This window comes from Kitasatospora cystarginea, from assembly GCF_039533515.1.
In the GTDB taxonomy this organism is placed as follows: domain Bacteria; phylum Actinomycetota; class Actinomycetes; order Streptomycetales; family Streptomycetaceae; genus Kitasatospora; species Kitasatospora cystarginea.
The window spans coordinates 16,995-43,401 of sequence record NZ_BAAATR010000038.1 but is presented as its reverse complement, the minus strand read 5'-3'; the positions used below and the strand labels follow the sequence as shown (position 1 = coordinate 43,401).

The 26,407-nt window shown below is 71.7% G+C and carries 23 protein-coding genes; 12 read left to right on the top strand and 11 right to left on the bottom strand.

The window, feature by feature from the left end; genetic code table 11:
• Window positions 1-90: 90 nt before the first annotated feature.
• The 3 genes from ABD369_RS31410 to ABD369_RS31400 form a co-directional block, all read right to left on the bottom strand.
• Window positions 91-567 (bottom strand): hypothetical protein, encoded by a 477-nt coding sequence (locus ABD369_RS31410; protein ID WP_344639985.1) that lies wholly within the window; start codon window positions 565-567, stop codon window positions 91-93.
• A gap of 173 nt (window positions 568-740) precedes the next feature.
• Window positions 741-1,100 carry a VOC family protein gene (locus ABD369_RS31405; protein ID WP_344639984.1) on the bottom strand — a complete coding sequence of 120 codons (360 nt, stop codon included), beginning with the start codon at window positions 1,098-1,100 and terminating at the stop codon, window positions 741-743.
• Between the two features lie 889 nt (window positions 1,101-1,989).
• The gene (locus ABD369_RS31400; protein ID WP_344639983.1) at window positions 1,990-2,421 is read right to left on the bottom strand and encodes an RDD family protein; all 432 of its coding nucleotides are present in this window, start codon (window positions 2,419-2,421) and stop codon (window positions 1,990-1,992) included.
• Between the two features lie 584 nt (window positions 2,422-3,005).
• On the opposite strand from ABD369_RS31400, the gene ABD369_RS31395 reads away from it, so the two are divergent.
• The 3 genes from ABD369_RS31395 to ABD369_RS31385 all read left to right on the top strand — a co-directional run bounded on the left by ABD369_RS31395 (window position 3,006) and on the right by ABD369_RS31385 (window position 5,826).
• Window positions 3,006-3,266, top strand: coding sequence for a hypothetical protein (locus ABD369_RS31395; RefSeq protein ID WP_344639982.1), 261 nt, complete (start codon window positions 3,006-3,008; stop codon window positions 3,264-3,266).
• Complete coding sequence (locus ABD369_RS31390; RefSeq protein WP_344639981.1) at window positions 3,263-4,762, top strand: WXG100 family type VII secretion target; 1,500 nt, start codon at window positions 3,263-3,265, stop codon at window positions 4,760-4,762. Before ABD369_RS31395 ends, ABD369_RS31390 begins: the two co-directional genes overlap by 4 nt.
• 428 nt (window positions 4,763-5,190) lie before the next feature.
• Window positions 5,191-5,826 carry a DUF4360 domain-containing protein gene (locus tag ABD369_RS31385; RefSeq protein ID WP_344639980.1) on the top strand — a complete coding sequence of 212 codons (636 nt, stop codon included), beginning with the start codon at window positions 5,191-5,193 and terminating at the stop codon, window positions 5,824-5,826.
• A gap of 380 nt (window positions 5,827-6,206) precedes the next feature.
• On the opposite strand, the gene ABD369_RS31380 is transcribed toward ABD369_RS31385, so the two are convergent.
• Window positions 6,207-6,962, bottom strand: coding sequence for a DUF4118 domain-containing protein (locus ABD369_RS31380; protein WP_344639979.1), 756 nt, complete (start codon window positions 6,960-6,962; stop codon window positions 6,207-6,209).
• A 344-nt stretch (window positions 6,963-7,306) separates the two neighbouring features.
• Here ABD369_RS31380 and ABD369_RS31375 point away from each other — a divergent pair, with 344 nt between their 5' ends.
• Genes ABD369_RS31375 through kdpC form a run of 4 tightly spaced genes read left to right on the top strand, consistent with a single transcriptional unit; the run spans window position 7,307 to window position 11,807 of the window.
• On the top strand, window positions 7,307-7,396 hold the full coding sequence (locus tag ABD369_RS31375; protein ID WP_344639978.1) for a potassium-transporting ATPase subunit F: 90 nt from the start codon (window positions 7,307-7,309) through the stop codon (window positions 7,394-7,396).
• A 1-nt stretch (window position 7,397) separates the two neighbouring features.
• Window positions 7,398-9,059 carry a potassium-transporting ATPase subunit KdpA gene (gene kdpA, locus ABD369_RS31370; protein ID WP_344639977.1) on the top strand — a complete coding sequence of 554 codons (1,662 nt, stop codon included), beginning with the start codon at window positions 7,398-7,400 and terminating at the stop codon, window positions 9,057-9,059.
• Window positions 9,059-11,152, top strand: coding sequence for a potassium-transporting ATPase subunit KdpB (gene kdpB / locus ABD369_RS31365; protein WP_344639976.1), 2,094 nt, complete (start codon window positions 9,059-9,061; stop codon window positions 11,150-11,152). The genes kdpA and kdpB overlap by 1 nt, the downstream gene beginning before the upstream one ends.
• 19 nt (window positions 11,153-11,171) lie before the next feature.
• Window positions 11,172-11,807: a potassium-transporting ATPase subunit KdpC gene (kdpC, locus tag ABD369_RS31360; protein ID WP_344639975.1), complete on the top strand. Its 636-nt coding sequence runs from the start codon at window positions 11,172-11,174 to the stop codon at window positions 11,805-11,807.
• A gap of 27 nt (window positions 11,808-11,834) precedes the next feature.
• On the opposite strand, the gene ABD369_RS31355 is transcribed toward kdpC, so the two are convergent.
• Complete coding sequence (locus ABD369_RS31355; RefSeq protein ID WP_344639974.1) at window positions 11,835-12,224, bottom strand: SCO5389 family protein; 390 nt, start codon at window positions 12,222-12,224, stop codon at window positions 11,835-11,837.
• Window positions 12,225-12,517: 293 nt separating this feature from the next.
• Here ABD369_RS31355 and ABD369_RS31350 point away from each other — a divergent pair, with 293 nt between their 5' ends.
• The 3 genes from ABD369_RS31350 (at window position 12,518) to ABD369_RS31340 (ending at window position 16,935) form a co-directional block, all read left to right on the top strand.
• A complete protein-coding gene (locus tag ABD369_RS31350; RefSeq protein WP_344639973.1) occupies window positions 12,518-14,839 on the top strand; it encodes a HelD family protein in 2,322 nt (773 codons plus the stop codon).
• Between the two features lie 11 nt (window positions 14,840-14,850).
• Window positions 14,851-16,281 carry an adenylosuccinate lyase gene (gene purB, locus ABD369_RS31345; RefSeq protein WP_344639972.1) on the top strand — a complete coding sequence of 477 codons (1,431 nt, stop codon included), beginning with the start codon at window positions 14,851-14,853 and terminating at the stop codon, window positions 16,279-16,281.
• 114 nt (window positions 16,282-16,395) lie between these two features.
• The gene (locus ABD369_RS31340; protein WP_344639971.1) at window positions 16,396-16,935 is read left to right on the top strand and encodes a hypothetical protein; all 540 of its coding nucleotides are present in this window, start codon (window positions 16,396-16,398) and stop codon (window positions 16,933-16,935) included.
• 70 nt (window positions 16,936-17,005) lie between these two features.
• Here the strand turns inward: ABD369_RS31340 and ABD369_RS31335 are convergent, their stop codons facing one another.
• From ABD369_RS31335 to ABD369_RS31325, 3 genes are all read right to left on the bottom strand, one after another.
• Window positions 17,006-18,493, bottom strand: a complete 1,488-nt coding sequence (locus ABD369_RS31335) for an MFS transporter (protein ID WP_344639970.1) — start codon at window positions 18,491-18,493, stop codon at window positions 17,006-17,008.
• A gap of 87 nt (window positions 18,494-18,580) precedes the next feature.
• The gene (locus ABD369_RS31330) at window positions 18,581-19,045 is read right to left on the bottom strand and encodes a helix-turn-helix domain-containing protein (protein ID WP_344639969.1); all 465 of its coding nucleotides are present in this window, start codon (window positions 19,043-19,045) and stop codon (window positions 18,581-18,583) included.
• 196 nt (window positions 19,046-19,241) lie between these two features.
• Window positions 19,242-20,036: a tyrosine-protein phosphatase gene (locus ABD369_RS31325; protein ID WP_344639968.1), complete on the bottom strand. Its 795-nt coding sequence runs from the start codon at window positions 20,034-20,036 to the stop codon at window positions 19,242-19,244.
• A gap of 429 nt (window positions 20,037-20,465) precedes the next feature.
• On the opposite strand from ABD369_RS31325, the gene ABD369_RS31320 reads away from it, so the two are divergent.
• Together ABD369_RS31320 and ABD369_RS31315 are read left to right on the top strand one after the other, a co-directional pair.
• Window positions 20,466-21,032 carry a DJ-1/PfpI family protein gene (locus ABD369_RS31320; RefSeq protein WP_344639967.1) on the top strand — a complete coding sequence of 189 codons (567 nt, stop codon included), beginning with the start codon at window positions 20,466-20,468 and terminating at the stop codon, window positions 21,030-21,032.
• Between the two features lie 250 nt (window positions 21,033-21,282).
• Window positions 21,283-21,948, top strand: coding sequence for an SDR family oxidoreductase (locus ABD369_RS31315; RefSeq protein WP_344639966.1), 666 nt, complete (start codon window positions 21,283-21,285; stop codon window positions 21,946-21,948).
• Window positions 21,949-21,963: 15 nt separating this feature from the next.
• Here ABD369_RS31315 and ABD369_RS31310 read toward each other — a convergent pair whose 3' ends face one another.
• From ABD369_RS31310 to ABD369_RS31300, 3 genes are all read right to left on the bottom strand, one after another.
• Window positions 21,964-23,418: an MFS transporter gene (locus tag ABD369_RS31310; protein WP_344639965.1), complete on the bottom strand. Its 1,455-nt coding sequence runs from the start codon at window positions 23,416-23,418 to the stop codon at window positions 21,964-21,966.
• 165 nt (window positions 23,419-23,583) lie between these two features.
• Complete coding sequence (locus ABD369_RS31305) at window positions 23,584-24,099, bottom strand: DinB family protein (protein ID WP_344639964.1); 516 nt, start codon at window positions 24,097-24,099, stop codon at window positions 23,584-23,586.
• 71 nt (window positions 24,100-24,170) lie between these two features.
• Window positions 24,171-25,370: an AI-2E family transporter gene (locus ABD369_RS31300; protein ID WP_425557821.1), complete on the bottom strand. Its 1,200-nt coding sequence runs from the start codon at window positions 25,368-25,370 to the stop codon at window positions 24,171-24,173.
• Window positions 25,371-26,407 lie beyond the last annotated feature (1,037 nt).

The window sequence follows — 26,407 nt, the reverse complement described above, 5'->3', positions numbered from 1 at the left end:
ACGACGGCTGACGACCGGCAGGGCGTACCGCGCGACGGGTTCGTGGGCCGGGCGGCGTCGTCGGGAGTGTGCGGTCCGGCGGCCGGTGTCTCAACGGAGGACCAACTGGGCGGCGCCGTGCTGGACCAGGCCGTCCGCCCGGGCCTCGCGAAGGTTGGCGGTGAACGCCTCCGCGAGGTCGACGGGCCCGAGGTCCCGCGCATCCTCGGGCCAGGTACCGGGCGGGACGAGGATGACCAGCACACCGGCCCGCCCCACGGCGGCCGATACCCACTCGGGCGAGACCGGGGCGGGCGGCGCCGGCTCCCACACCCGGTGACCGCCGACCAGGCTGAGCTCGGTCAGCAGGCCGTCACGGACGTGGATCTCAGCGGTGGTCAGTGGCGGCTCACCGACGGCCATGGTGAAGCCGCTGGCCATCGCGTCCTCCAGCAACTGCGGGTACTGCGCCGGACCGATCTCCACGATCGCCTCGGCGGACGGCGGCGTTCCCGGCGTGGACTCGCGGACGACGAACGCCCACAGCACCGGCGTCGGTCCCCTTCGTTCGCCCCCTGGACTGGTCATGCTCTGTGCAACGATCCGTCACCCCAGTTGTACCGGTGCGGAGCCAGCCATCACCCGATCACCGGAGACCGGGCGGTTCAGACGCTCTCCTGACAATCGGTAGAACGCCTCCGGCCGCCTGCGGACATCGCTCCAGCGGCTGCCGCGACCCCTGAACGGGGCCGCCCGCCCGCTCAGCCTGCCTGCCCGGTCTCGACGCAGAACTCGTTGCCCTCAGGGTCGGCGAGGACGACCCAGCCGGTGCCGTCCGGCCTGCGGCGGTCGTCCACCAGCGATGCGCCGAGGGCGAGCAGGCGCTCCACCTCCTCGTCGCGCGTGCGGTCCTGCGGCTGGAGGTCGAGGTGGACGCGGTTCTTGACGGTCTTCGCCTCGGGCACGGTGATGAAGAGCAGCCCCGCGCCCTCGATCAGTGCCATCGGGTCGCCCGGCTTGTCGTCGCCGTGCAGGGGCTGGTCGAGGACCTCGGACCAGAACTCGGCGAGGCGGTAGGCATCGAGGCTGTCAATCGTCATGTGGCGTATCCCGGAGGTCATGCCGCGGATTCTGGCCTGCCCCGGCCGGCCGGGGCAACGGGGATTTACCGGAGCCTGCCGTGCTACCAGGCCCGCGCTGAAGTATCCCCGCCGAGGGGCCCGTACATGGCCTGCTGCCCTGCTTGCGGCCCGGGGGTGATCCGCCGCCCGCCGCAGGCCAGGTCTCCGGATGAGCCAGTCTGCTGAGCAGGGCGAGCGCCTCCGCACGGGCCACCGGCGCGAGGAGCTCTCGGTTGACTACCTATCAGCGGACACCCGGTTGGATACCGGGTGGGGCGGAGTGCGGGTGCCGCTGGGCAGTCCGGCGTTGCACCAGACCGCGGCTCCCCACCTGCGGCCGGGAGAGTCGCTGCTCGGCGTGTTCTGCGTTTCGCTGGACCCGCTGCCGCCGCTCCACTTCGACTGGCAGCTGACCATCGTGGATCGCGCTCAACGTCGAGAACAAGGAGACAGAGGAGCGGCTGCCGGCGCTGCTGGGCTGACAGAGCGGGAACGGTTCGAGGGGGCACCGTGCCAAGTACAGTGCCCCCTCGGGCTGTTGTCACGCCGAGGCAGGATCGGACGAAGGCCTGCGCGATGCGGGAGCGGTCGATCCAGTACGGGCCGGAATCACTGTCCAGGGCCTTTCCCGGGAGTCGTCGGCCGACCACTGCAGCTGCCCTTCAGTGCACATGGTCCTTCACGGACCGAACCGCCTGGGAAGAGATGCGACAGCACACTGCTCGCACCCGGTGCGGGGCTCCGTTGATCACTTGCCGGAAATCCGGCCACCTGGCCAACGCCCGCCACTGGCCCACAGGAGTGGCATCAGCCGAACCAATCCTCGCCCGTCAGATCACCGCGACCAGTCATGCCGAGCTGATGAGTCAGATGGTTGGAGAACCGTGGCCTAACCCAGCCACTCCCGCAGGTCCTTGCGACGGACGATCCGGATGCCGCCAGCCTCGCCGGGGCAGATGAAGGGGTCGGCCCAGTCGCGGGAGCTCGGTGAGACGTCCTCGTTCGTCCACATGTTGAGGATGAAGATCACCCAGCCCACTAGGCCCCCTTGGAGCCAGCGCACGGTCAACCGCCAGAGGGTCGGTCGGCGGTCGGTGAGGAGGTCGATCATCCGGTTGGCCAACAGGAACTTCCCGATGCTGCAGTTGGTCAGCCTGCTCAGCAGGACCTGGTTGGCAAAGGAGGTGAACGGGATGGCCAGGACGGCGATCCCCAGCTTGGCACCGGAGCTCAGGTGGGCGTGGAACGCCGCCCGGGCCAGCAGGAAGCCGACGACGATCGCGAACACGAAGTCGAGGAACCCGCCGATGCCCCGGAACACGCTTTCCGCCTCTTCCGGGAGCGTCGGGCTCTCCGGAGTCGGAGTCGGAGCCGGCTGTGGCTGGGCGTACGGATTCTGCTGCCCGTACGGGGTCTGCTGCCCGCGTGGATCGAATACCTGTCCCTGCGGATAGCCCTGTGGCATGCCCGTGCCCCGCTGTTCCGGGTGAAGATGCGGAGCCGCGTCCTGTGGAAGTGCTGACGGGTGGGGAGCCTTCTTCTTGTCGGGGTCAGATGCGAACCAGGCGAGGAAGACCAAGGCCGCGATGCAGCCAACGACGATGAGAATGAGGCCAATCAATAGGATCTCCTTGATCATGTGGTGGTTGGCGCGCATCCGGCTGCGGGGCGAGGGTTCGAACTCGTGCGCAGGGAAACCTATCGCAGGGCGGCCAGCGTTCGGTCGGGGTAGGCATCCGTGACGCTTCCCCACACAGTCGCCACATCTTGAAGCCGTCTCCTGTCCGGTTCGTCCGACGGCGCGTCAGTAGGATGAGCGGCTCAACATCGGGTCAGGGAAGGGCATATGCCATGGGGGATGCAGGGTTTCAGGTGCAACCTGAAGCGATCAGCAGGTATGCGTCAGTGGTCGGTGATCAGGACGGGCAGCTCTCGCAGGTCCAGTCGAGGGTCTCAGGCATCACCATCTCGGGCGACGCCTTCGGGAAGCTGCCGAACGCCCATCACCTGTTGCAGGAGTACAACGACCACGTGGACGCCAACCGGAAGAACCTCGCCGACCTCATCGAGGCCCTGAACCAGACCTCCGAGGCGCTCAACGGCACTGCGCAGAACTACCTCCAGCACGAGCAGGAGCTCGGTGCGGGCCTCGGGGGTGGCCAGTGAGCATCAAGGACACGGCGGTTGAGTGGACGCGTGACAAGGCGAAGCAGCAGGAGAGGAAGCAGGAGCAGAAGTTCCTGGACGGCCAGCTCGACAAGGTGACCGGGTTGGGCGACGGCTCTGACAAGTCCAAGTCGAACGGCGACGGCCCGAGTCCCATCATGGCGCCGCGGGGGCCCGTCCTGGGGCCGCCGAGCGATGCCTACGGCTGGACCCGGGCCACGTGCCAGAGCATGCCTGCGCTCACCCCGGCCCAGATGCCCGACCGGAGCGGCCTGAGCGGCTGGCTTGACCACAATGTCAAGGCGGCCCTCGATCACTGCGGCATCATGCACGGCCTGGAGAAGGTCACCGGCAACCTCCAGGCGCTCAACGAAGCCGCGGAGGAATGGCACGCCCAGGCGGTCGCGGTCCAGAACGTGGCCGACCAGCTGCGGGCCGAGTGCAGTTCCCTGCCGCAGCAGTGGCAGGGAGCCGCCTCCGATGCCTTCGGGCGACACATGGGTGAGGTGGTTGAGTCCCTCGACGGCACCGCAGCGGGCCTGTACCAGACCGCGCAGATCATCAACCAGGCCGCTCAGATGTGCGCCCTGGCCGAGAGCATGGTCATCCAGATCATCAGCGAGGCGATCGAGGCGCTGATCGCCTCGCTCGCCATGGAGGTCGTGGTCAGCGTCCTGACGCTGGGTATCGGCGCCATCGCCAGTGCCATGATCGACGCAGCCGAGATCTCGGTCTTCATCGCCCGTGTCGCCAAGGTGTCCACCGAGCTGGCCAAGAATCTCGAGGAGCTGGTGAAGGCCCTCAAGGAGATGAGGTCCGCGATGAAGGCGGTCAAGAGTCTCAAGGATGCGCGGGAAGCCTACAAGTCGATCCAGAACGTCCGTAAGGTGGTCAAGGGCATTCGTGAGATGGAGGACGGCGGCGACAACCTGCTGAAGATGGCCAGGGACGCCAAGGAGGCCAGGTCGCTCGACGGCGTGGGCGAGAAGGTCGCGAAGTACGGAGCACGTGAGGCCGCGCACTACGTCGACTCCAAGGTGACGGACTGGGCCCAGGGCGAGTTCAAGCAGCATGTTCTCGGCGACAGCAAGGACGACCCGGTGTCCACCATCAATCCGCACGACCTCAAGTGGGGTGCCGACGAGGACCACGGCACCGGGCGCAAGGGGAGCCATGGCGCTGTCGTGAACAGCCTCCTGAGTACCGGCAAGGTCATCGGTGGGATGGCGAAGCCGGGCCTCGGCGTGGTGACGGGCGACATGAAGGACGAGACGAGCGGGCACCTCATCGAGGGCGCCTTGGAGGGCGAGGCCGGTCAGTACGTGCAGCACAACCCGCACTACTTCGGCAGCGGACTCGTGCACGACGTGGCCAACACCCCCGTCATCGGGGACAAGCTGCGGGAGAACGAGTACGTGAAGGGCGTGGCGGAGGGCGAGAACGACCCCGCGCCCTACCGCGTCAACAAGTCCCGCATCGAGGAAGCCTTCGGGTAAGCCTCGCGATCGCTACTGCGGTCACGGCCGAGGGGGCGCCGTGAGGACCGCGGTGTCCCCTCGGCCGTGACACGATCGCCTTGTCCCTCGCCGGGTTGTGGCTGGGCGTCCCCCGCGGCTGAGGTGCTGCGCTCGCTCTGCCAACTCCCGGCCGCTGCTCACCGGCTGGTGTAAACGACGAGTTTTTCCGGTTCGAGCTGTCCGTCGTCGTCGGCGGTCTCCGCGCGGAGCTGCTGAACGGGTGATCTTCCGACATAACTTCCGTCGCTGCCAAGCTCTCTGACTGAGCATCAGTAAATTGCTGTCGCGCCTCTGTACGCGGGGGTGCAGCTGTGGTGACATGGACGCGCCAAGTCTCCTCCCGAATCACCACCGCTCACAACACTGACGCATCCCACGGGATCCGTGGGCGATCGGAAGGGAAAGTCATGCTGTCACGCATGCTGGCCGTCGGCGGCGTCGCCGTGTCGCTGCTCGGCTCCTCGGGCTTCACATGGGGAATGACTCCGCCGCCGGACAAGATCGTCATCGACGTGGCGACCGTCAACGGCTCCGGCTGCCCGGCCGGTACCGCCGCCGTCGCGGTCTCGCCGGACAACACGGCCTTCACCGTGACGTACAGCGACTACCTCGCCCAGGTGGGCGTCGGCGCCAAGCCGACCGACTTCCGGAAGAACTGCCAGCTCGACCTCAACGTCCACGTCCCCCAGGGCTTCACCTACGCGATCGCCTCCGCCGACTACCGCGGCTACGCCCACCTGGAGCCGGGGGCCACCGGCGTCCAGCAGGCGAACTACTACTTCCAGGGACAGCCGCAGACCACCTCGAAGAGCCACCGGTTCAACGGCGGGTACGACAACAACTGGCAGGCCACCGACGCGGTCGACGTCGCCGCCCTCGTCTTCGCGCCCTGCGGTGAGGAGCGCAACTTCAACATCAACACCGAACTGCGGGTGAGTGCCGGCACCTCCGACCCGACGAGGACGACCAGCTTCATGACCATGGACTCCACCGACGGCAACATCAACACCACCTACCACCTGGCCTGGAAGCAGTGCCCCTGAGTTCCCCCCGGAACGCCTGGCGCGCCCTCCCCTCCGCACCCGGAGGGGAGGGCGCCGCCGCGTCCGGCGGCACGGACTCCGTGCGGCTGCCGTCACTGCGCTCCGGACCACAGCGCGGACCGCGGCTCGGCTGATAAGCACACCACATGGAGGAACTGGTGCGACTCAGCGAGATCGAGCAGACCGCGCCCGGCGGCGGGCAGTTGCTGGGAGCGGCCCACAAGCCGGCCCCGTGAGGCCCGGCGCCGCCGCGCCAGGCCATTGACGGGCGCACGCCCGCTCGGCCTGCGCCCTGCTCCGGACCGCACGCCGAGAGCGTGCTGGGCGGCGCCGACGGGCCGTGAGCCCCCGCCACTTCGCGAGGCGCCGACTGCCGGGGTTCAGGCGGTGTGCGCCGGGGGCCGCAGCGAGTCGAGGACTGCGCCGACCTGGTCGGCCAGGGTCACCGCGACGAGACGGGCCTGGCGCGAGGGCACGGCACCGGGCGTCGGTTCGAGCATGAAGCGGCCGACGTACTGGCCGTTGCCGAACAGCCGCAGCTCCACGTCCTGGTCGGGCAGGCCGAGACGGTCCGCGTCCCAGGGCCTGCGGCCGATGACGACGGAGCCGTCGTGCTCCAGGCGCGGCGGGTGGCCGAGCAGGGAGCCGTACTCGAACCGGCAGCCGCGCAACCGGAGCAGCTCGACCAGCTGGTCCTGGACGTGGTCGACCACGGTGATGGCCGAGTTGGCCGAGCGGGCGAGTACGGCGGTGGCGTGGATCCGGGCCAGGTAGTCGGCGTCGGTGATCGCGACGACCTGCAACCGGCTGGCGTGGAACGCCAGTTGGGAGACCGCCAGGCCGACGAGCAGCAGCAGGACGGCGGTGGTGAGGTCGGACGACTTGCTGATCGCGAAGCGCTCGTACGGCGGGGTGAAGAAGAAGTCGAACCACACGGCGGCGGACACCGCGGCGAGAGCCCCGGCCAGCCGGCGGCCCAGCGCGGCCACCGCCACGACCACCACCACCAGCAGCAGCAGTGCGACATCGGTGTTCGCCAGGCGGTCGCGAAGCGGCAGCAGCACCGCGCACAGGGCGGCCGGGCCGAGGACCGCCGCGACCAGCGAGAGCGTATCCCTGGTGAGATGCCGGAGCATGACGCACCTCCTGGCTTCCGGTGTAGCAGCCCGATGGCCCGGCGCAAGCGCTGAGCCCAACCGTTGACGCAGCCTTAGCGGTCGAGCGCGACCGCCCCGGCGCAGGCCCCTGACGGCCTAGGAAAGGTCACCATGTCGCGGCGCGCCGCCGGAGAATCGGCGTGACCGAGTGTGACCCCAGTAGTCGCGGAGCGTGGTCGACATGATGGACCTGGCCTATGTCGGTGTGACGGTGCTGTCGTTCGGCGTCCTCGCCCTGGTCGCCAGGGGGGTGGGGCGGCTGTGAACGGCCCGGCCGCCCGCAGCCGGCAGGCCGGTCCGGCCGGTCCGGAGCGGAGGAGGGGATGAGCGCGGACAACATCGTCGGGCTGGTCGTCTCGAGCGTCATCACGGTCTATCTGGTACTGGCGCTGATCCACCCGGAGAGGTTCTGAGGTGGCCCCCGGCCTCGCGGGCCTGCTGCAGGCGCTCGCCCTGGCGGCGGCGCTCGCGCTGTCGTACCGGCCCCTGGGCGACTACCTGGCGCACCTGCTGACCAGCCGGCGGCATCTGCGGATCGAACGGGGCCTGTACCGGCTGATCGGGGTCAACCCCGACTTCGACCAGACCTGGCGGGCATATCTGCGCGGAGTGCTCGCCTTCTCGGCCGTCTCGGTGCTCTTCCTCTACGCCTTCCTGCGGCTGCAGAACCACCTCTGGCTGTCGCTGGGCTTCCCCGGTGTGCCCGCGGCGACGGCGTGGAACACCGCGGTCTCCTTCGTCACCAACACCAACTGGCAGTCGTACTCGGGTGAGTCGACCATGGGCCACCTGGTGCAGATGGCCGGCCTGGCGGTGCAGAACTTCCTCTCCGCCGCCGTGGGCATCTCGGTGGCGGCGGCGCTGGTCCGGGGCTTCGGCCGCAGCCGGACCGACCGGGTGGGCAACTTCTGGGTGGACGTGGTCCGGGTGACGGTACGGCTGCTGCTGCCGGTGTCGGTGGTCTTCGCGATCGTCCTGGTGGCGGCCGGAGTGATCGAGAACCTGCACGCTCCCATGACCGTCACCACCCTGAACGGCGGCTCGCAGGCCGTCACCGGCGGCCCGGTCGCCTCGCAGGAGGTGATCAAGGAACTCGGTACCAACGGCGGCGGCTTCTACAACGCCAACTCCGCGCACCCGTTCGAGAATCCGAACCCGCTGACCAACTGGCTCGAGGTCTACCTGCTGCTGGTGATCGCCTTCGCGCTGCCCCGGAGCTTCGGCACGATGGTCGGCGACCGGCGCCAGGGCCATGCGATCGCCGCCGTGATGGCGCTGATCTGGATCGGCTCCGCCGGCCTGCTGACGCTGTTCGAGTGGCAGCACCACGGCAGCGCCCTGCGCGCGGCCGGTGCGGCGATGGAGGGCAAGGAGGTGCGGTTCGGCATCGCCGGCTCCACCCTCTTCGCCGCCTCGACCACGCTCACCTCGACCGGCGCGACCGGCTCCACACACGACTCGTACTCACCGCTGGGCGGCGGCGTGCTGCTGCTGGACATGATGCTCGGTGAGATCGCGCCCGGCGGCGCGGGGTCGGGCCTCTACGGCATGCTGATCCTGGCCGTCGTGACGGTGTTCGTGGCCGGGCTGATGGTCGGCCGCACGCCCGAGTACCTGGGCAAGAAGCTGGGCGGCCGGGAGATCAAGTTCGCCTCCCTCTACATCCTGACCACCCCGGCGATCGTGCTGGTCGGCACCGGTACGGCGATCGCCCTCAGGGCGGGGCGGGCCGGCATCCTGAACACCGGCCCGCACGGCTTCTCCGAGGTGCTCTACGCCTTCACCTCGGTGGCCAACAACAACGGCTCCGCCTTCGCCGGCCTCACCGCCACCAGCACCTGGTGGAACACCGCGCTGGGCCTCGCCATGCTGTTCGGCCGGCTGCTGCCGATGGTCTTCGTACTGGCGCTCGCCGGATCCCTGGCCGGACAGAGCCCGGTGCCGGTGACCGCCGGGACGCTGCCCACCCACCGGCCGCTGTTCGTGGGGATGCTCCTCGGCGTGGTCCTGATCGTCGTCGGGCTCACCTACTTCCCGGCCCTGGCCCTGGGACCGCTGGCGGAAGGGCTGCGCTGATGCCGCCGCCCACGCAACAGGCGCACCGGGTCTCGGCCGGGGTGCTGGACCCGAAGCAACTGCTGCTCTCCCTCCCCGACGCGCTGCGCAAGCTCGACCCCCGGGTGATGGTCCGCCACCCGGTCATGTTCGTGGTGGAGATCGGCGCGCTGCTCACCGTCTACTCGGCGGTCCGGCACCCCGGTGTGTTCGCTTGGGTGATCACCGCCTGGCTCTGGCTCACGGTGCTCTTCGCCAATCTGGCGGAGGCCGTGGCGGAGGGCCGGGGCAAGGCCCAGGCACAGACCCTGCGCCGGGCCAGGACCGAGGCCGTCGCCAGGCGGATCACCACGGCGTGGCACCCCGGCCTGGCCCGGCCGCCGGAGGAGACCGTGCGTGCGGCTCAGCTGCGGCTCGGTGACCACGTGATCGTGGAGGCGGGGCAACTCATCCCGGGTGACGGCGACGTGGTCGAGGGCGCGGCCTCGGTGGACGAGTCGGCGATCACCGGTGAGTCCGCCCCGGTCATCCGCGAGTCCGGCGGGGACCGCTCCGCCGTCACCGGCGGCACAACGGTGCTCTCCGACCGGATCATCGTGAGGATCACCTCCAGGCCGGGGGAGACCTTCATCGACCGGATGATCGCGCTGGTCGAGGGCGCCGCCCGGCAGAAGACACCCAACGAGATCGCCCTCGACATCCTGCTGGCCTCGCTGACCGTCATCTTCCTGCTCGCCGTCGTCACCCTGCAGCCGATGGCCACCTTCGCGGGCGACGAGCAGCCGATCGTGGTCCTGGTCGCGCTGCTGGTGGCGTTGATCCCGACCACCATCGGCGCGCTGCTCTCCGCGATCGGCATCGCCGGCATGGACCGGCTGGTGCAGCGCAACGTGCTGGCCATGTCCGGCCGGGCGGTGGAGGCGGCCGGCGACGTCTCGACGCTGCTGCTGGACAAGACCGGCACCATCACCTTCGGCAACCGGCAGGCGGCGGAGTTCACCCCGGTCGGCGGTACCGACCTGCGCCGACTGGCCGACGCCGCACAGCTGTCCAGCCTCGCCGACGAGACCCCCGAGGGGCGCTCCATCGTCGTGCTGGCGAAGGAGCGGTACGGGTTGCGCGCCCGCACCCAGGCGGAGACCGGGCACGCCGAGTGGATCGGGTTCTCCGCGCAGACCCGGATGAGCGGTGCGGACCTGCAGGAGGACGGCGGTACCCGGCGGATCCGCAAAGGGGCGTTCGGCGCGGTCGTCCACTGGGTGGAGGAGCACGGCGGCAGCCCCGGCGACGAGCTCGGTCCGCTCGTCGACGGCATCTCGGGGGCGGGCGGCACCCCGCTGGTGGTGGCCGTCCAGGACGGCGGCGAGCCGGCCCGGGTCCTGGGGGTCATCCACCTCAAGGACGTGGTCAAGCACGGCATCCGGGACCGCTTCGACGACCTGCGCCGGATGGGCATCCGGACCGTCATGATCACGGGGGACAACCCGCTGACCGCCAGGGCGATCGCGAAGGAGGCCGGGGTGGACGACTTCCTGGCCGAGGCCACCCCCGAGGACAAGATGGCCCTGATCCGGCAGGAGCAGGGCGCGGGGAAGCTGGTCGCGATGACCGGGGACGGCACCAACGACGCCCCGGCCCTGGCCCAGGCCGACGTCGGAGTGGCGATGAACACCGGGACCTCGGCGGCCAAGGAGGCCGGGAACATGGTGGACCTGGACTCCAACCCGACCAAACTGATCGAGATCGTCGAGATCGGCAAGCAACTGCTGATCACCCGAGGGGCGTTGACCACCTTCTCGATCGCCAACGACGTGGCCAAGTACTTCGCGATCATCCCGGCGATGTTCGCCGGCGTGTACCCGGGCCTGAGGCACCTGAACGTCATGGCGCTGCACAGCCCGACCTCGGCGATCACCTCGGCGGTCATCTTCAACGCGTTGATCATCGTGGCGCTGATCCCGCTCGCCCTGCGCGGCGTGCGCTACCGCCCCTCCTCGGCCTCCGCACTGCTGCGGCGCAACCTCGGCGTCTACGGCGTGGGCGGTGTGGTCCTGCCGTTCATCGGGATCAAGCTGATCGACCTCCTGGTGCAGTTCGTGCCCGGGCTGAGCTGACGACGGAAGGAGAGCCCACGTGCCGACGCCACTGCTGGTGCAGATCCGGCTGTACCTGGCCGCCCTGCGGCTGCTGCTCGTCCTCACCGTGATCTGCGGGCTGGCCTACCCGCTGCTGATCACCGGCTTCTCCCAGCTGGCCCTTGACGGGCAGGCCAACGGCTCGCGGCTGGAGCGGGACGGGCAGGTGGTCGGCTCTCGCCTGCTGGGCCAGACCTTCGACCTGCCCAAACGCAACCCCGCCGATCCCGAGGAGCCGGCCAGGCCAGATCCCAGGTGGTTCCAGCCACGGCCCTCGGCGGCGGGCAGCGGGTACGACCCGATCGCGTCGGGCGCCTCCAACCTCGGTCCCGACGACGTCGGCCTGACCACGACCGTCAGGGACCGCCGCGCGGCCGTCGCCGCCTTCGACGGCGTGACGCCCGAACAGGTCCCCCCGGACGCGGTCACGGCCAGCGGCTCCGGGCTCGACCCGCAGATCTCCCCGGCCTACGCCCACCAGCAGGTCAACCGGGTCGCAGCGGCCCGCGGTCTGGAGCCGGCGGTGGTCCGGCGGCTGGTCGAGGAGCACGTCCAGGGACGCGTCCTGGGTTTCCTGGGCCAGCCCCGGGTGAACGTTCTCGCCCTCAACCTCGCGCTCTCACGGCTCGGTTGAGCAGCGGACGGGTGCACCGAGGCGGGATCAGCAGCTGCGCAGCTCCGGTGTCTGGTTGAGGAGCTGGGCGCGCAGCGAGGTGAATTCCCGGTAGGCGTCGCCCTGTTCGGTGCCGGGGCGGAAGGCGGCCACGCGGTGGCAGTTCATGAAGGCGAGCCGCACGCCGAAGTGCCGCTCCAGGCTGCCGCGGATGGCGTTGCTGGCCAGGGCGCGCAGCAGCTGGGCGCGCTCCTGGTCGGTCGGAGTGGTGTTGTCGTCGGCGAACTCGGCGGTGGAGGAGCCGAGTTCGGTGCTTAGCCCGGCGACCGCCCGATAGGCGTAGGGGAGCGAGGTGCGGACGGTCTCGATGAAGTCGGCCTCGTCGACCGTGCCGTTCTCGGCCTGGGCGAGGAGGGCGGGGGAGACGTCAAGTGACATGGCGGGATCCCTTCGGAGAAGCTTAACGAAGATGAAAACCATTAGCGATAGCCGCTGATGCTTTGTCAAGTTCCCTGCGAAGTGGGGTGGGGGCTCCTCGGGGTGCGCTCCGGCATCCGCGGCGAAGGTGCACCGAACAGGTGTCGCATCCAGCGGGGTTTGGCGTCGCGGAGTGGCGAGGAGATGCGGGGGTCATGGCATGCGGAACTGGAAAGCCGCTATGCTCGAAGGTCTGCGGGAGTAGAAATTCCTGCAGAAAACCCGGCAGTGACATTCTATCAACGGAGGCCAGCTTGTCAAGCGAGGAGATCGCCCGGGAGCAGGAGCACCTCTCGAGGGTCTACCGGCGGTTCGACGCCCTGCGGGAGCAGACGTCCAGCGGGCTGGCCGAGTTACTACGGGCGTCCACCGCCGGAACCGCGCAGGCGCGGATCGAGCGTGACACCGCCCACGTGCGGCAGGCCGAGCGTCTCATCCAGCTGAACGCCGCCGAGCAGGGGCTCTGCTTCGGCCGGCTCGACGTGGAGGACGGCGAGTACCGGCACATCGGCAGACTCGGCATCCTCGACGACCGCCACGAGCCGCTGCTGATCGACTGGCGCGCGCCGGCCGCCCGGCCGTTCTACCTGGCGACCGCGGTCTCACCCTGCGGCGTCAGGCGCCGCCGCCACCTGCGGACGGACGGCCGGACAGTGGTCGCACTCCACGACGAGGTGCTCGACCCGGACCTGGCCGAGCACGCCCCGGACGGCCAAGTCACCGGCGAGGCCGCGCTGCTGGCCGCACTGAACGCCGGCCGGACCGGCCGGATGACCGACATCGTCGAGACCATCCAGGCCGAGCAGGACCGCATCATCCGCTCCGACCACCAGGGCATCCTGGTCGTCCAGGGCGGACCCGGCACCGGAAAGACCGCGGTCGCCCTGCACCGGGCGGCCTACCTGCTGTACGCGCACCGCGAGCGGCTGGCGCGGCGGGTCGTGCTGGTCATCGGCCCGAACGCCGCCTTCCTCCGCTACATCGGCCAGGTGCTGCCCTCCCTCGGAGAGACGAGCGTGCTGCTGTCCACCGTCGGCGAGCTCTATCCGGGCGTGGTCCCGGAGCGGACCGAGTCGCCCCGGAGCGCGGAGATCAAGGGGCGGTCGACGATGGCCGAGGTGGTGGCGGCCGCCGTACGGGACCGGCAGTGGGTCCCCGAGGAGGTGCTGGAGATCGACCACGAGAACGAGGTGCTGCGGCTGGACCGGCAGACCTGCGTCCGGGTCCGGGAGCGGGCCCGCGAAACGGGTCTGCCGCACAACCTCGCCCGCCCGCTGGTGGTCCGGGAGATCGTCGATGTCCTCGCCCGCCAGTGGGCCGACCGCATCGGGGCCGATCTGCTCGGCGGCCCCAACCTGCTCGACGAGCAGGACGTCGAGGAGATCCGCCGGGAACTGCGGGAGGGCCCAGCGGTACGGGCCGCACTGGACGAGCTGTGGCCGGTGCTGACCCCGCAGCAGCTGCTCGCCGACCTGTTCAGCTCCGCGGAGCGCATCGCCTCCGCGGCGCCGGGACTCAGCGCGCAGGAACAGCGCCTGCTCCTGCGCCGGGCAGCGGGCGGCTGGGCGCCGTCCGACGCGCCGCTGCTGGACGAAGCCGCCGAACTGCTCGGCGAGGACGGCCGCGCGGCCCGGGCGCTCACCGAGCGGGAGCGGCGCGAACGCCTCGACTACGCGCAGGGAGTGCTCGACATCGCCATCGGCTCCCGCTCGACCGACCTGGAGGAAGGCCTGGCGGAGGAGTCGCTGTCGGTCCACGACCTACTGGACGCCGGGCGGCTGGCCGAGCGGCACGAGGAGGCGGACCACCGGACGGCGGTGGAACGCGCGGCAGCCGACCGGACCTGGACGTTCGGGCACGTCATCGTCGACGAGGCGCAGGAGTTGTCCGAGATGGCCTGGCGGCTGCTCATGCGCCGCTGCCCCACCCGCTCGATGACACTAGTCGGCGATGTCGCGCAGACCGGGGACCCGGCCGGTACCACCTCCTGGCAGCGGGTGCTCGACCCGTATGCCGCCGGGCGCTGGCGACTTGAACGGCTGTCGCTCAACTACCGCGTGCCGGCCGAGATCATGGCGGTTGCCGCGGACGTACCGGTCGGCCTGGACGCGGCCTTCCAGGTGCCGCGGTCGGTCCGGGCCACCGGCGTCCACCCGCGGTGCTGGGAGGTCCGGTCGGCCGAACTGCCGTGGCGGCTGGGCGAGATCGCGGCCAGGGAGGCCGCCGGGCTGGAAGGGCGGCGGCTGGCGGTGATCGTGCCCGAGGCGAGGCTGGTCGAGCTGGGCGACGCGGTGACCGCAGCCGTTCCGACCGCCCGGATCGGCGAGGACCCCCAGGCGCCGAGCCCGGTCGTGGTGCTCAGCCCGAAGCAGTCGAAGGGCCTGGAGTTCGACGCCGTCCTGGTGGTCGAGCCGGCCGGGATCGCCGACGGGTCGCCGCGGGGGCTCGGCGATCTGTACGTCGCGCTGACCCGGGCCACCCAACGGCTGGACGTCGTGCACAGCGGTGTGCTGCCCGCGGTGCTCGGACGCCTGGCCGACGGCCGCCCTGCCGATCCGGCTGACCTCGACTGTTAGGCTAGCGAAGCGTGAGCGCGAAGCCCCAGATTCCCAATGTCCTGGCCTCTCGGTACGCCTCGGCGACCCTGGCCCAGCTGTGGTCCCCCGAGCACAAGGTGGTCCTTGAGCGCCACCTGTGGCTCGCCGTCCTGAAGGCCCAGCAGGACCTGGGCATCGAGGTGCCGGCCGAGGCCGTCGCCGACTACGAGCGGGTGGTCGACCAGGTGGACCTCGGCTCCATCGCCGCCCGCGAGCGGGTCACCCGGCACGACGTGAAGGCCCGGATCGAGGAGTTCTGCGCGCTCGCCGGGCACGAGCAGATCCACAAGGGCATGACCTCCCGGGACCTCACCGAGAACGTCGAGCAGCTGCAGATCCGGCAGTCCCTGGAGCACGTCCGGGACCGTACGGTCGCCGTCCTGGTCCGCCTCGGCAGCCTGGCCGCGCAGCACGCGGAGCTGGTCATGGCCGGCCGTTCGCACAACGTCGCCGCGCAGGCCACCACCCTCGGCAAGCGCTTCGCGACCGTCGCGGACGAGCTGCTGGTCGCCTTCCAGCGCCTGGAGGAGCTGATCGCCCGCTACCCGCTGCGCGGGATCAAGGGCCCGGTCGGCACGGCCCAGGACATGCTGGACCTGCTCGGCGGCGATGCCGAGAAGCTCGCCGATCTGGAGCGCAGGGTGGCCGGCCACCTCGGCTTCGAGAACGTGCTCACCAGCGTCGGCCAGGTCTACCCGCGCTCGCTGGACTTCGAGGTGGTCACCGCCCTGGTCCAGCTCGCCGCGGCGCCCTCCAGCCTGGCCAAGACCATCCGCCTGATGGCCGGCCATGAGCTGGTCACCGAGGGCTTCAAGGCCGGCCAGGTCGGCTCCTCGGCCATGCCGCACAAGATGAACACCCGCTCCTGCGAGCGCGTCAACGGCCTGGCCGTGATCCTGCGCGGCTACGCGTCGATGACCGCCGAGCTGGGCGGCGACCAGTGGAACGAGGGCGACGTCTCCTGCTCGGTGGTCCGCCGGGTCGCGCTGCCGGACGCCTTCTTCGCCTTCGACGGCCTGCTGGAGACCTTCCTGACCGTGCTCGACGAGTTCGGCGCCTTCCCGGCCGTCGTCGAGGCCGAGCTGGACCGCTACCTGCCGTTCCTGGCCACCACCAAGGTGCTGATGGGCGCGGTGCGGGCCGGCGTCGGCCGGGAGACCGCGCACGAGGTCATCAAGGAGCACGCGGTGGCCTCCGCGCTGGCGATGCGCGAGGGCGCCCGCGAGAACGCGCTGCTGGACCGGCTCGCCACCGACGGCCGGATCCCGCTGGACCGCGCCGAACTGGACGCGCTGCTCGCCGACCGGCTCTCCTTCACCGGTGCGGCCGGTGCGCAGGTCGCCGAGGTGGTCCGCCGGGTGGAGGCCGTCGCGGCCGCCCACCCCGCCGCGGCGAAGTACGCGCCCGGCGACATTCTGTGACGGGTCCGCTCGCGGATCCGAGGTGAAAGGGCCCCGCTCCGGCGGGGCCCTTTCGCGTGTCGTCGGGATAAGGACGCCTACGATGCACGTGAACCGGACAGAGGGAGATGTTTCATGCGGGCGCAGCGAGCGGGCTTGTGGCAGGGGCGGACCAGGACGGCGCGCATAGTACGCGCGGGTGCGCTGCTGGCGGTGACCGCGCTCGTCACCACCGGCTGCTCCGAAGGGGACCACAAGCCGGTCCCCGCGCGCGAGGTGCACGAGTCCTCGGCCCCCGGACAGCTGAGCATCAAGACCGGGAGCACGGAGGACATGCCCGCGATCACGATCACCGGAGCCACCGTCCACCCGGGTGCGAACGGGGAGGGTGAGCTGGCGATGGTGGTGCGTGACGACAGCACCATCGCCGAGCACCTGGTGATGGTCTCGTCCACCGCGATGGGCCGCGCGGTGCTCAAGCAGCCGGGTGGCGCCGGGACCGTGCCGCCGGTGGGGGTGGCGCTGTCGCCGGGCAAGCCCGCCGCCTTCGGGACGGCGGACGGGTACCACGTGGTGCTGCAGAACCTGAACATTCCGAGCGGTGCGAAGGAGCTGCCGGTGTCGGTGCTCTTCGCCCGGCTGGGCCTGGTGCAGATGAAGGCGGTCGTGGGCTGACGCGGGCCGGGGCCGTCGGCGTGCCGATCGCGCACTCGTGACCCCGGGCCCGCTCCGGCGGGGCGGCCGCTCAGGGCGACTCCGGTTCGTGGCCGGGATCGATCGGGGGATGGGTCGGGGCGCAGTACCACTCGCAGTCCGGCTCGGCCCGCGGGCGGTCCGGGGCGAGGGCGTCGCCGCGGACCGTGGTCAGGGCCAGCAGACCGCCCGCGGTGAGCAGGGCGGCGCAGATCAGCATCGCGGTACGGAACCCGGCGTCCACCTCGCTCGGCACCCGGTAGGCATCGCCGCTCAGACCGGAGAGCGCGGGCAGGGCGGCGACCGCGAGCAGGCCGGCGGCCCGGGCGGCGGCGTTGTTCACCCCGCTGGCGATGCCGGCCCGGCGTACCTCGACGGCCGCCAGGACGGTCGCCGTCAGCGGTGCCACCAGGGTGGTCATCCCCAGGCCCAGCAGCACCACGGCGGGCAGCACGTCGGCCCAGTACGAGGCACCCGGGCCGATCCGCAGCATCAGTAGGACGCCGCCCGCGCAGAGCAGCGGCCCGACGAAGAGCGGGATCCTGGGCCCGATCCGGCGGCCCAGCTTCCCGGCTTGGCCGGAGAACGCCAGCATCAGCAGGGTGGTCGGCAGCAGGGCGAGTCCCGCCATCAGCGGTTCGAACCCGGCCACCGTCTGCAGCTGGACCATCAGCAGCAGGAAGATCCCGCTGAACGCCCCGTACACGCAGAGCGTCACCAGGTTGACCGCCGTGAACAGGCGGGAGGAGAACAGCTCCAGCGGCAGCATCGGCTGCGGGTTGCGCCGCTCCGCCCGCACGAAGAGCACGCCGAGCAGCAGGCCGACCGCGCCGGCGATGCCGGACAGGCCGCGGCCGCCCTCGGTCAGCGCGTACGTCACCCCACCGAGGGCGAACGCGGCGAGCACCGCGCCCCGGACGTCGAAGCGGCCGGTGGCGGACTCGTCCCGGCTCTCGGGGACATGACGGAGCGTCACCCAGATGACGACCGCGGCCAGCGGTACGTTCAGCAGGAAGATCCAGCGCCAGCCGGGCCCGCCCACCAGCCAGCCGCCGAGGAACGGCCCGACGGCGGCCGACACCCCGCCGAGCCCCGACCAGACGCCGACGGCCCCCGAGCGGTCGTCGGGACGGAAGGACGCCTGCAGCATCGCGAGCGAGCCGGGGGTCAGCAGAGCGCCGCCGATGCCCTGCAGGGCGCGGGCGATGATCAGCAGCTCGATGCCGGGCGCGGCCGCGCAGGCGGCGGAGGCCGCGGCGAACCAGCAGACGCCGATCAGGAAGACCCTGCGCCGGCCGTAGCGGTCACCGAGCGAGCCGCCCAGCAGGATCAGGCCGGCCAGGGTGAGAAGGTAGGCGTTGACCGTCCACTGGAGGGCCGCCAACGAGGCACCGAGGTCGGCGCCGATCCGGGGGAGCGCGACGTTCACCACCGTGCCGTCGAGCAGCGCCATACCGGAACCGAGGGCCGTTGCGAGAACTACCCACCGGCCCTGTGCGGTGCCCAGGCGCAGGGTGCCGGCGGTGTCATCCGTGGTCACGTCCCGATCCTCCGCCAGTACGGGGGCCGGCGCACCCCCGCGTGGCGCGGTTTTCCCGGAATTCCGCCGGTCACGGTGCGGCCGTACCTATCCGACGGCTGGTCCCCGCCGGGCGCCGTCGCCCAGCAATTCCATGACCGTGCCGATCACTTGCCCGTGCGCGGCCTCGTTCACCCCGAGCGGGCTCCAACCCGCCAGCCGGGCCGCGTCGAGCAGTTGCTCCAGCGGCTGCGGTGGGACGCGGTCGGTGCTCCGCCGTCTGCGCTGGGCCCGCCGCTCGTGCTCCACGGCCGGCCAGAGGACGCTCAGTTCGCCTCCGGTTTCCAGGACTTGGTCGGTTCGCTCGGCCATCCCGGCCGGCGGCCAGCGGCGGGTGGTCTCGACCCGGCTGATGTGCGAGTCGTGGTAGCCGAGCCGGCGGCCGAGCTCCGCCTGGCTCAGCCCGCGCAGGCGGCGCCAGTGCCGCAGCCGGTCGCCGAACCTGGCGTGCGCGGAGGCCGCCGACTGCCGCTCGTACAGAGGGAGTCCGGGCGTGTGCGGGCTGGGGGACACGGGACCTCCAGTGGGGTGGACGGACCGTCAGGAGCCTCGCAGCGGGTTGTCATGGACAGATATCCCCGGAATGTCCAGCCGGTCAAACCGCCCTGCCCGCAAGGGGGTTCGGGGTGGGGGCAACCGTGCGCCGTCCGTACCCCGGGGGCGGTCGTGGGCCAAGGGTACGGACGGCGGTGCCAAAGAGGCGGTCCGATCAGGCGGTGAGCCGGGCGCGCAGCGCGTCGACGGTCTCGTCCTTGAGGCCCAGGCCGGCCCGGACGTAGCTCTCGACGTCGCCCCACACGTCGGTCATGGTCCCGATCGCCGCCTCCAGGTAGGACGGGTGGACGCCGATCACGGCGTCGGCGATCTCCGGGTCGCCGCCGGCGCTGGTGAAGGCCGCGACCTGCGGGGCGAAGGCCGCGCGCACCGCCGGTCCGGCGGCCAGGTACTCGGCCAGCACGGTCTGCCGGTCCGCGCCGAGCAGCAGCAGGATCAGGCTGGCGCCCCAGCCGGTACGGTCCTTGCCCGCCGTGCAGTGGAAGAGCACCGGACCGCCCTCGGGCCGGGCGAGCGCGGTCAGCAACTGCTTGTACGCGGCACGGGCGGAGGCGCTGGTGACGAAGCCGCGGTAGTCCTTCTCCAGCGCCTGCCGGGCCCGGCCGCCGCCGAGGGTGCGGTTGGCCGTGGCGGGGTCGGCCATGGCGGCGCCGAGCCGGTTGGCGGCGCCCGCGCCGGAGGTGTCCGCCATCACGTCCGCGACCAGCAGGTTCGCCCCGGCCGGGACCCGGTCGGGGCGGGAGGCGCGTTCGAAGGCCGTCCGGAGGTCCACCACGGTACGGATGCCGAGCGCCGCGACCGCGGGATCGCCCCGCGGGTCCAGCCGGTCCAGCTGGCCGGAGCGGAAGGCGGTTCGGGGGCGCACCCGGCCGCCGTTGGGCAGGGATATACCGCCGAGGTCCCTGAGGTTGGTGACGGTTGCGGACTCGACGACCTGGGAGTTCGGCATGGCAACCTCCTGTGCGCGATGGTCTCGCTGCACGCGATGGATCCGATGGGAGCGATGTGGGTGCCGGGCGGTGTCCGGGGCGCCCGGCGTTCGTGCCGGCGTGACGCGGGATGCCGGACACCCCGGGGTGCCGGTCGGCACGGTTCCCGGGCGACGTGGCGCCGGACCGGGCCGGGTCCCTCTGCAGGGCACTGACCAGCCTCGTCAGCACCGTAGGCCGACCATGGCGCGGACGCGCGCGGAGTACGTCCGGTCGGTCTGATCCGGTACCTCCGGCAGGTGGGTGGGGGAGCATCCGGGCGCACTGGGGCAGCCCGGGGGCGCACGCCCGGTGCGGAGCCGGTGGCGGATTGCCCGGACCGCCCGTCGGACGGCAGGGTGTGCATGGCCCCACAGCAGGTGGGCGGACGGAGGGGAATCCAACCCGTTATGGCACCCAAGATCCTGATCATCACCGGCGACGCGGCGGAGTCGCTGGAGGTCCTCTACCCGTACCAGCGGCTGCTGGAGGAGGGCTACGAAGTCCACATCGCGGCGCCGGCGCGCAAGAAGCTGCAGTTCGTGGTGCACGACTTCGTCGAGGGCTTCGACACCTACACCGAGAAGCCCGGCTACACCTGGGACGCCGACACCGCCTTCGCGGAGGTGGATCCGGCGCAGTACGCCGCCCTGGTGCTGCCCGGCGGCCGGGCCCCCGAGTACCTGCGCAACGACGCCGAGGTCAAGCGGATCGTGGCCCACTTCTTCGAGGCCGACAAGCCGGTCGCCCAGATCTGCCACGGGCCGCTGATCACCCTGGCCGCCGGCTCGCTGGCAGGCCGCCGCAGCGCGGCCTACCCCGCGTTGGAGCCGGACGTGAAGGCGGGCGGCGCCGACTACCGGGACGGTGACGCGGTGGTGGACGGCGTCCTGGTCTCGGCCCGGGCCTGGCCGGACCACCCGGGCTGGATGCGCGCCTTCGTCGAGGTCCTCCGCGAGAAGGCACCGGTCGACTGACGGGCGGTTCCGGTCGGGCAGCGCCCGTCGATGGCCTGCTGTGACGTCAACTCGCCCCACAGGGCTCGGGTTACCGCTGACGGTGGCTGCCCCGGGCGGCGGCCGGGGGCCGCGCGACCGGCACGCCAGGGAGGAGTGCGGCCCCGCGCCGGGCGCCGCCTTGCCGGGCGCTCGGTGCGAAGCGGCGCTCCGCGAAAGGCATCGGTGTCGGTCAGCGGCGCGTCCTGGGTGCGGCGGTACCGTCGCCGCTATGCATGTCGTCATCGCCGGTGGACACGGCCAGATCGCCCGTCGCCTGGAACGCCTGCTCGCGGAGCGCGGCGACACCGTGACCGGGCTGATCCGCAAGCCCGAACAGGTCCACGACCTGGAGTCGCTGGGCGCACGGGCAGTCGTCTGCGACCTGGAATGGACCCCGGCGGCCGATCTCGCCAAACACCTGCACGGCGCCGACGCGGTGCTCTTCGCCGCAGGCGCGGGCCCGGCCAGCGGCAGCGCGCGAAAGGAGACCGTCGACCGGGCCGCCGCCGTCCTGCTCGCCGACGCCGCGGGCCTCGCCGGGGTCGGCCGCTACCTGATGATCAGCACCATGGGCCTGGACCGCGCCGACGACCCGGGTACCGAACCGGAGTTTGCCGCCTACCTCCGGGCCAAGGCCCTCGCTGAGGATGAACTGCGCCACCGTGACCTGGCCTGGACGATCCTGCGGCCAGGCCGCCTGACGGACGAGCAGGGCAGCGGGCTGGTCCACCTGGCCGCACCACCGCTGCCCAGCGGCTCCGTACCGCGCGACGACGTCGCCCAGGTGCTGCTCGCCCTCCTGGACACCCCGTCCTCGGCCGGGCGCACCCTCGAACTCACCTCGGGCCGCGAGTCGGTGGCCGAGGCCCTCCGAACGGTGCTCTCCACCGGCTGACCGCGACCGCCGGACTCATGCCGACCCGATGCGCGTGCCCGAACGCCGGGTCGTCCCGGTTCGAGGGGAGGGGACGGAGCCGTCCGGGGGTGGGGTGCGACGGCCGGTGAGGAGGGTCAGGATGAGCGCGAGGGTGACCAGGGCGGTGCAGGCCAGGACGGCGTGCCAGTACGCGGCTCGGGGGTCGGCGCCCGTACCGGCCGAGCCGTGCAGGTAGATGCCGGAGACCGCGGAGACCGCGACGGCGCCCGCGATCCGCTGCGACATCTGCAGGATCCCGCCCGCGACTCCCGCCGCCCGGGCCGGAGCGTGCCGCAGCACCGCGGCCTGGTTGGGTGAGACGGAGAGCCCGGAGGCCGCGCCCGAGCAGAGCTGACCCGCCGCCAGCAGGAGCGGCAGCCAGCCCGTCGGCGCGTACCGCCCGGCAAGGCCGCTCAGCAGCAGCGAGAGGACGGCGAGCGCGAGACCGAGCGCCACCACGTGCCGTCCGATCCGCTGCACCACCCGCCAGGCGACCGCCGAGGCACCGGCCATCGCCAGGGCCGAGGGCAGGGTGACGGCAGCCGCGGCGAGCGGCGAGAGGCCGAGTCCGTCCTGCAGGAACATCACCAGCACCAGTGAGGCGGCCAGCGAGGAGCCGAACTGGCCCATGGCCACCACCGTTCCCAGTGCGTACGGCGTCGAGCGGGCCAACGCCGGGTGCAGCAGCGGGCGGTGGCCCGCCGCTGCGTACCGGCGCTGCCAGAGAAGGAAGACCCCGGTGAGCGCGGCGGCCGCCAGTGCCCACAGCGACTTGCCGGTGGCGTCGGACGGTTGGATGAACGGCAGCATCACCGCCAGCGTCATCGCGCCCACCAGCAGCAGGCCGACCGGGTCCAGGTCGGTCCGGCCCGCCCGGCGACGGGGCGGCGGCAGGTGGCGCACCGCCAGGATCAGGGTGGCCAGACCGGAAGGCGTACTGACCAGGAACGCCAGCCGCCAGCCCCAGTCGGGGCCGGCCACGGCGATCAGGGCACCGCCGAGCGGTGGTCCGAGCGCGATGCCCACCGCGCAGACCACCTGGTAGAGGCCGAGTGCCCGGGTGCGTTCCGGACCGGTGAAGACGTCCTGGATGGTCCCGATCATCTGCGAGTTGACCAGGCCGGCCCCGGCACCCTGCAACAGCCTCAGCGGTACCAGCAGTTCGGGTATCGGCACGGTGCTCGCCAGCAGCCCGGCCGCGAAGAACACCGCGATGCCCGCGACGAAGAACGGCTTGCGGCCGCGCTCGTCACCGAGCCGGCCGCCGGGTATCAGCGCGAGCCCGAAGGCCAGTGAGTACCCGGCGACCAGCCACTGCACCTGAGTGGCACCGGCGTGCAGCGAGCTCCGCAGCGCCGGTACCGCGATGTTGAGAACCGAGTTGTCCAGCATGGTGGTGAGGCCACCGGCCAGACAGACCGTCAGCACCTTCCTGCTGGCCGCGTTCAAGGCCGTACCGCCAGGACCGGACACCGTGCCGACTCGGCGGACCGGGCCGTGGGACGGTTTTGGGTGGTCTCGGGTTGTCTCATGTCCGGAGGATATTCCTCGATCCGGCAGGCGGAACCGGGCCGGATCGGTGATGGTGCGTCACTGCGTTCGGTGGAGCGGGCGTCAGCCGCCGGTGACACCGTCCGTCCGCTCCCGCAGCAGATCGGCGTGCCCGAGGTGGCGCGCGTACTCGGTGATCATGTGTAGGTAGATCAGGCGCAGCGAGAGGACCTCGCCGTCGTGCGTACAGGTGTCGTCCAGCTTCGCGCCCGCGACGACGGCGTCCGCCAGACGGCACTCCTCGACCAGCCGGGCGTAGTCCTCGGCGGCGCGGGCCGGGTCCAGCTCGGCGAAGTCGGCGGCCTTGGAGTCGGCGGTGTCGTGCAGCCGCTCCACCTGTTCACCCGCGAACCGCTCCCGGAACCAGATCCGTTCGACCTTGGCCATGTGCCGCAGCAGTCCGAGCAGGGAGAGGTTCGACGGGGGTACGGTGCGGCCGGCGAGCTGCTCGCCCGTCAGGCCGGCGCACTTGTGCAGCAGGGTGGTGCGCTGCCAGGCGAGATAGCCCTCGAGCATCTCGCGTTCGCCGGCGACCAGAGAGCCCGCGACACGGGTGACTTCAGGAACTGTCCAGGTCATCCGATGATGATCCCGCTCTCCGGGGCCGCCTCGCGACCCCTTTTCGGCGGAGATCCGACGTGCGGGGAAGCTCAGGTACGGCCGCGGAGTTCGCTGACCACCGCCCAGGCGACCGAAACCAGCGGGACCGCCACAACGGCACCGATCACGCCCGCGAGTACCGCCCCGGCCGTCACCGACAGCGCGATCGCCACCGGGTGGATCCGGACCGCCCAGCTCATCACCAGCGGGTGCAGCAGGTGCCCCTCGATCTGGCCGATCACCACGATCAGGCCGAGAACGATCAGCGCGGTGACCGGCCCCCGGGTCGCGAGGGCCACCACCGCGGCGATCGCCATCGCGATCGGGGACCCGACCAGCGGAACCAGGGTGGCGAAGAACTCCAGCAGCGTCAGCGGCAGGGCCAACGGCACCCGGAGCGCCCACAGCGCCAGCCCGACCAGGACGGCGTTGCTGGCCGCCACGATGACGATGCCCCGGGTGTAGCCGGCGAACGTCCCCCAGGCCACCCGACCGGCCCGCGAGCAGGTCGTGCGGCTGCCGGCGGGCAGCTGGCGCAGGCACCAGCCCCACATCCGGTCACCCGAGTAGACGAAGAAGACCGAGAGGAACAGCGCCAGCGCGGCGATCGTGGCCGCCTCCACCAGCCGGCTGGCCCCGGTGACCGCCGTGGTGATCAGCATGGACCGGTGCCTGGAGAGAAAGTCGGCGATCTTCCCCTGCAGACCGGCGACCGTCGTGGGGTCGATGTTCAGCGGCGGCCCCTCCAGCCACTGCTCGATCCGCCCGATCCCGCCGTGGAACTCCCTCCCGAGCTGTGCCGACTGACTCGCCACCACCTCCCCGACCAGGGTGAACAGACCGGCCAGCAGCAGGACGGCGCCCAGCAGGGCGATCAGCACCGCGAGCGACCGGGGCACCGCCCGGTCCAGTAGATCGGCCACCGGCCGAAGTACGGAGGTCACCACCAGAGCCAAGAAGATCGCGACGGCCGGCAGCTGGAGCCGCTCCAGTACGGTGAACGCGGCGTAGCCCGCCACCCCGAGGACCAGCAGCCGCCACGCGTACCCGGCCGCCCGGCGCAGTCCGGGGGAGACCACCCCTTCGCCCCGGACGTGCGGGGCCGGGGCGTGCGGGCGCACCGGTCGGGTGACGGGCCGCCGGACCGGGCCGCCCTGCCGCGCGCGGCGGCGCGGCCGGGCGGTCCCCGCGTCCGTGTCCCGGCGGCGGTCCGGCGGTGGACCGGACGGGCGCCCGTCGTCCGGGGTCACCGTGCGGCGCCCGGGTGCGAACGGCCATCGTCGGGGCCGTGCTCCGGCCCGGTCCGCAGAGCGCTCGCGCCGGCGCCCCGTGCCGGGGGACGGCCGCGGGCCAGGTCCGTCCGGCGGGGCGTATGCCTCCCCGGCGTTCCGGGCGCCGGGGAAAGCCGGCTCACCACCTGTCCCGCTGACGCGGGCGAGTCGGCTTCACCGCCGCCGTGAACGGCGGAGCACTGCCGACGATCCCGGTAGCGCGCGACCACCGCCGCACGGGTCACCTGCGCGACGGAGGGGGACGCCTGACGGTTCGTACCGGGTGACGCCGGGACGCCCGGTGCGGCCGAGGTGTTCCTCCTGCCCGCCGTCCGTGGCGCGGCGGCGCAGCCCGCCAGCAGCGAGCCGGTCGCGGCGGCCAGCAGCCGTCGGCGAGAGATGGGCATCCGGACCTCCCAGTCCCGAACGAGTCCCCCGGAACGAGCTACCGTTCGGCGCCGCGCGGCCGGGGCCTCGCCTCGGCCCGGAACCGGGGGGCTCCGGGGGCACCGGCTCTCCGAGCCCCACCCGGCACGCTCGACCACCGCGGCCCCGTCCGGAGGGACATCACGGGTGCCGGCATCGGTGAGCAGGTACTCCTCCTCGACACCGACGGCCTGCCGGGTGACCGCCCTGAGGTGTGTGGTGGTCCGGACGCGGCGTTCATCGCCGTGGCCCCGGCCGTTCGGGGAACCGGACCGCGATCCGGCGCGGGAGTTGAGTCACTGTCCGCTCGGTCTCGGTCGGCTGCTCGGTCACGGGACCACGCTAGGCAGGTCGCGCGGCATCCGCACCCGCGCTCCCAGGGGGTCTTGCACCGGTCGGCGGACAGCCTACGGGGCCGTTGCCCCACCGCGTCCGCACCGGTCGGCCGGCGGCGGCCGGGGTACCCCCAACGGCCTAGCGACACGTCCGGGCGGACCGGATGGACGTGCAAGCCGGTCGGCCGCCCGGCAGCATGGTCCAGCAGTGCCGTGCCCGAAGCCGGTCCGGGAGATCCGTCGCCGTGACGGCCC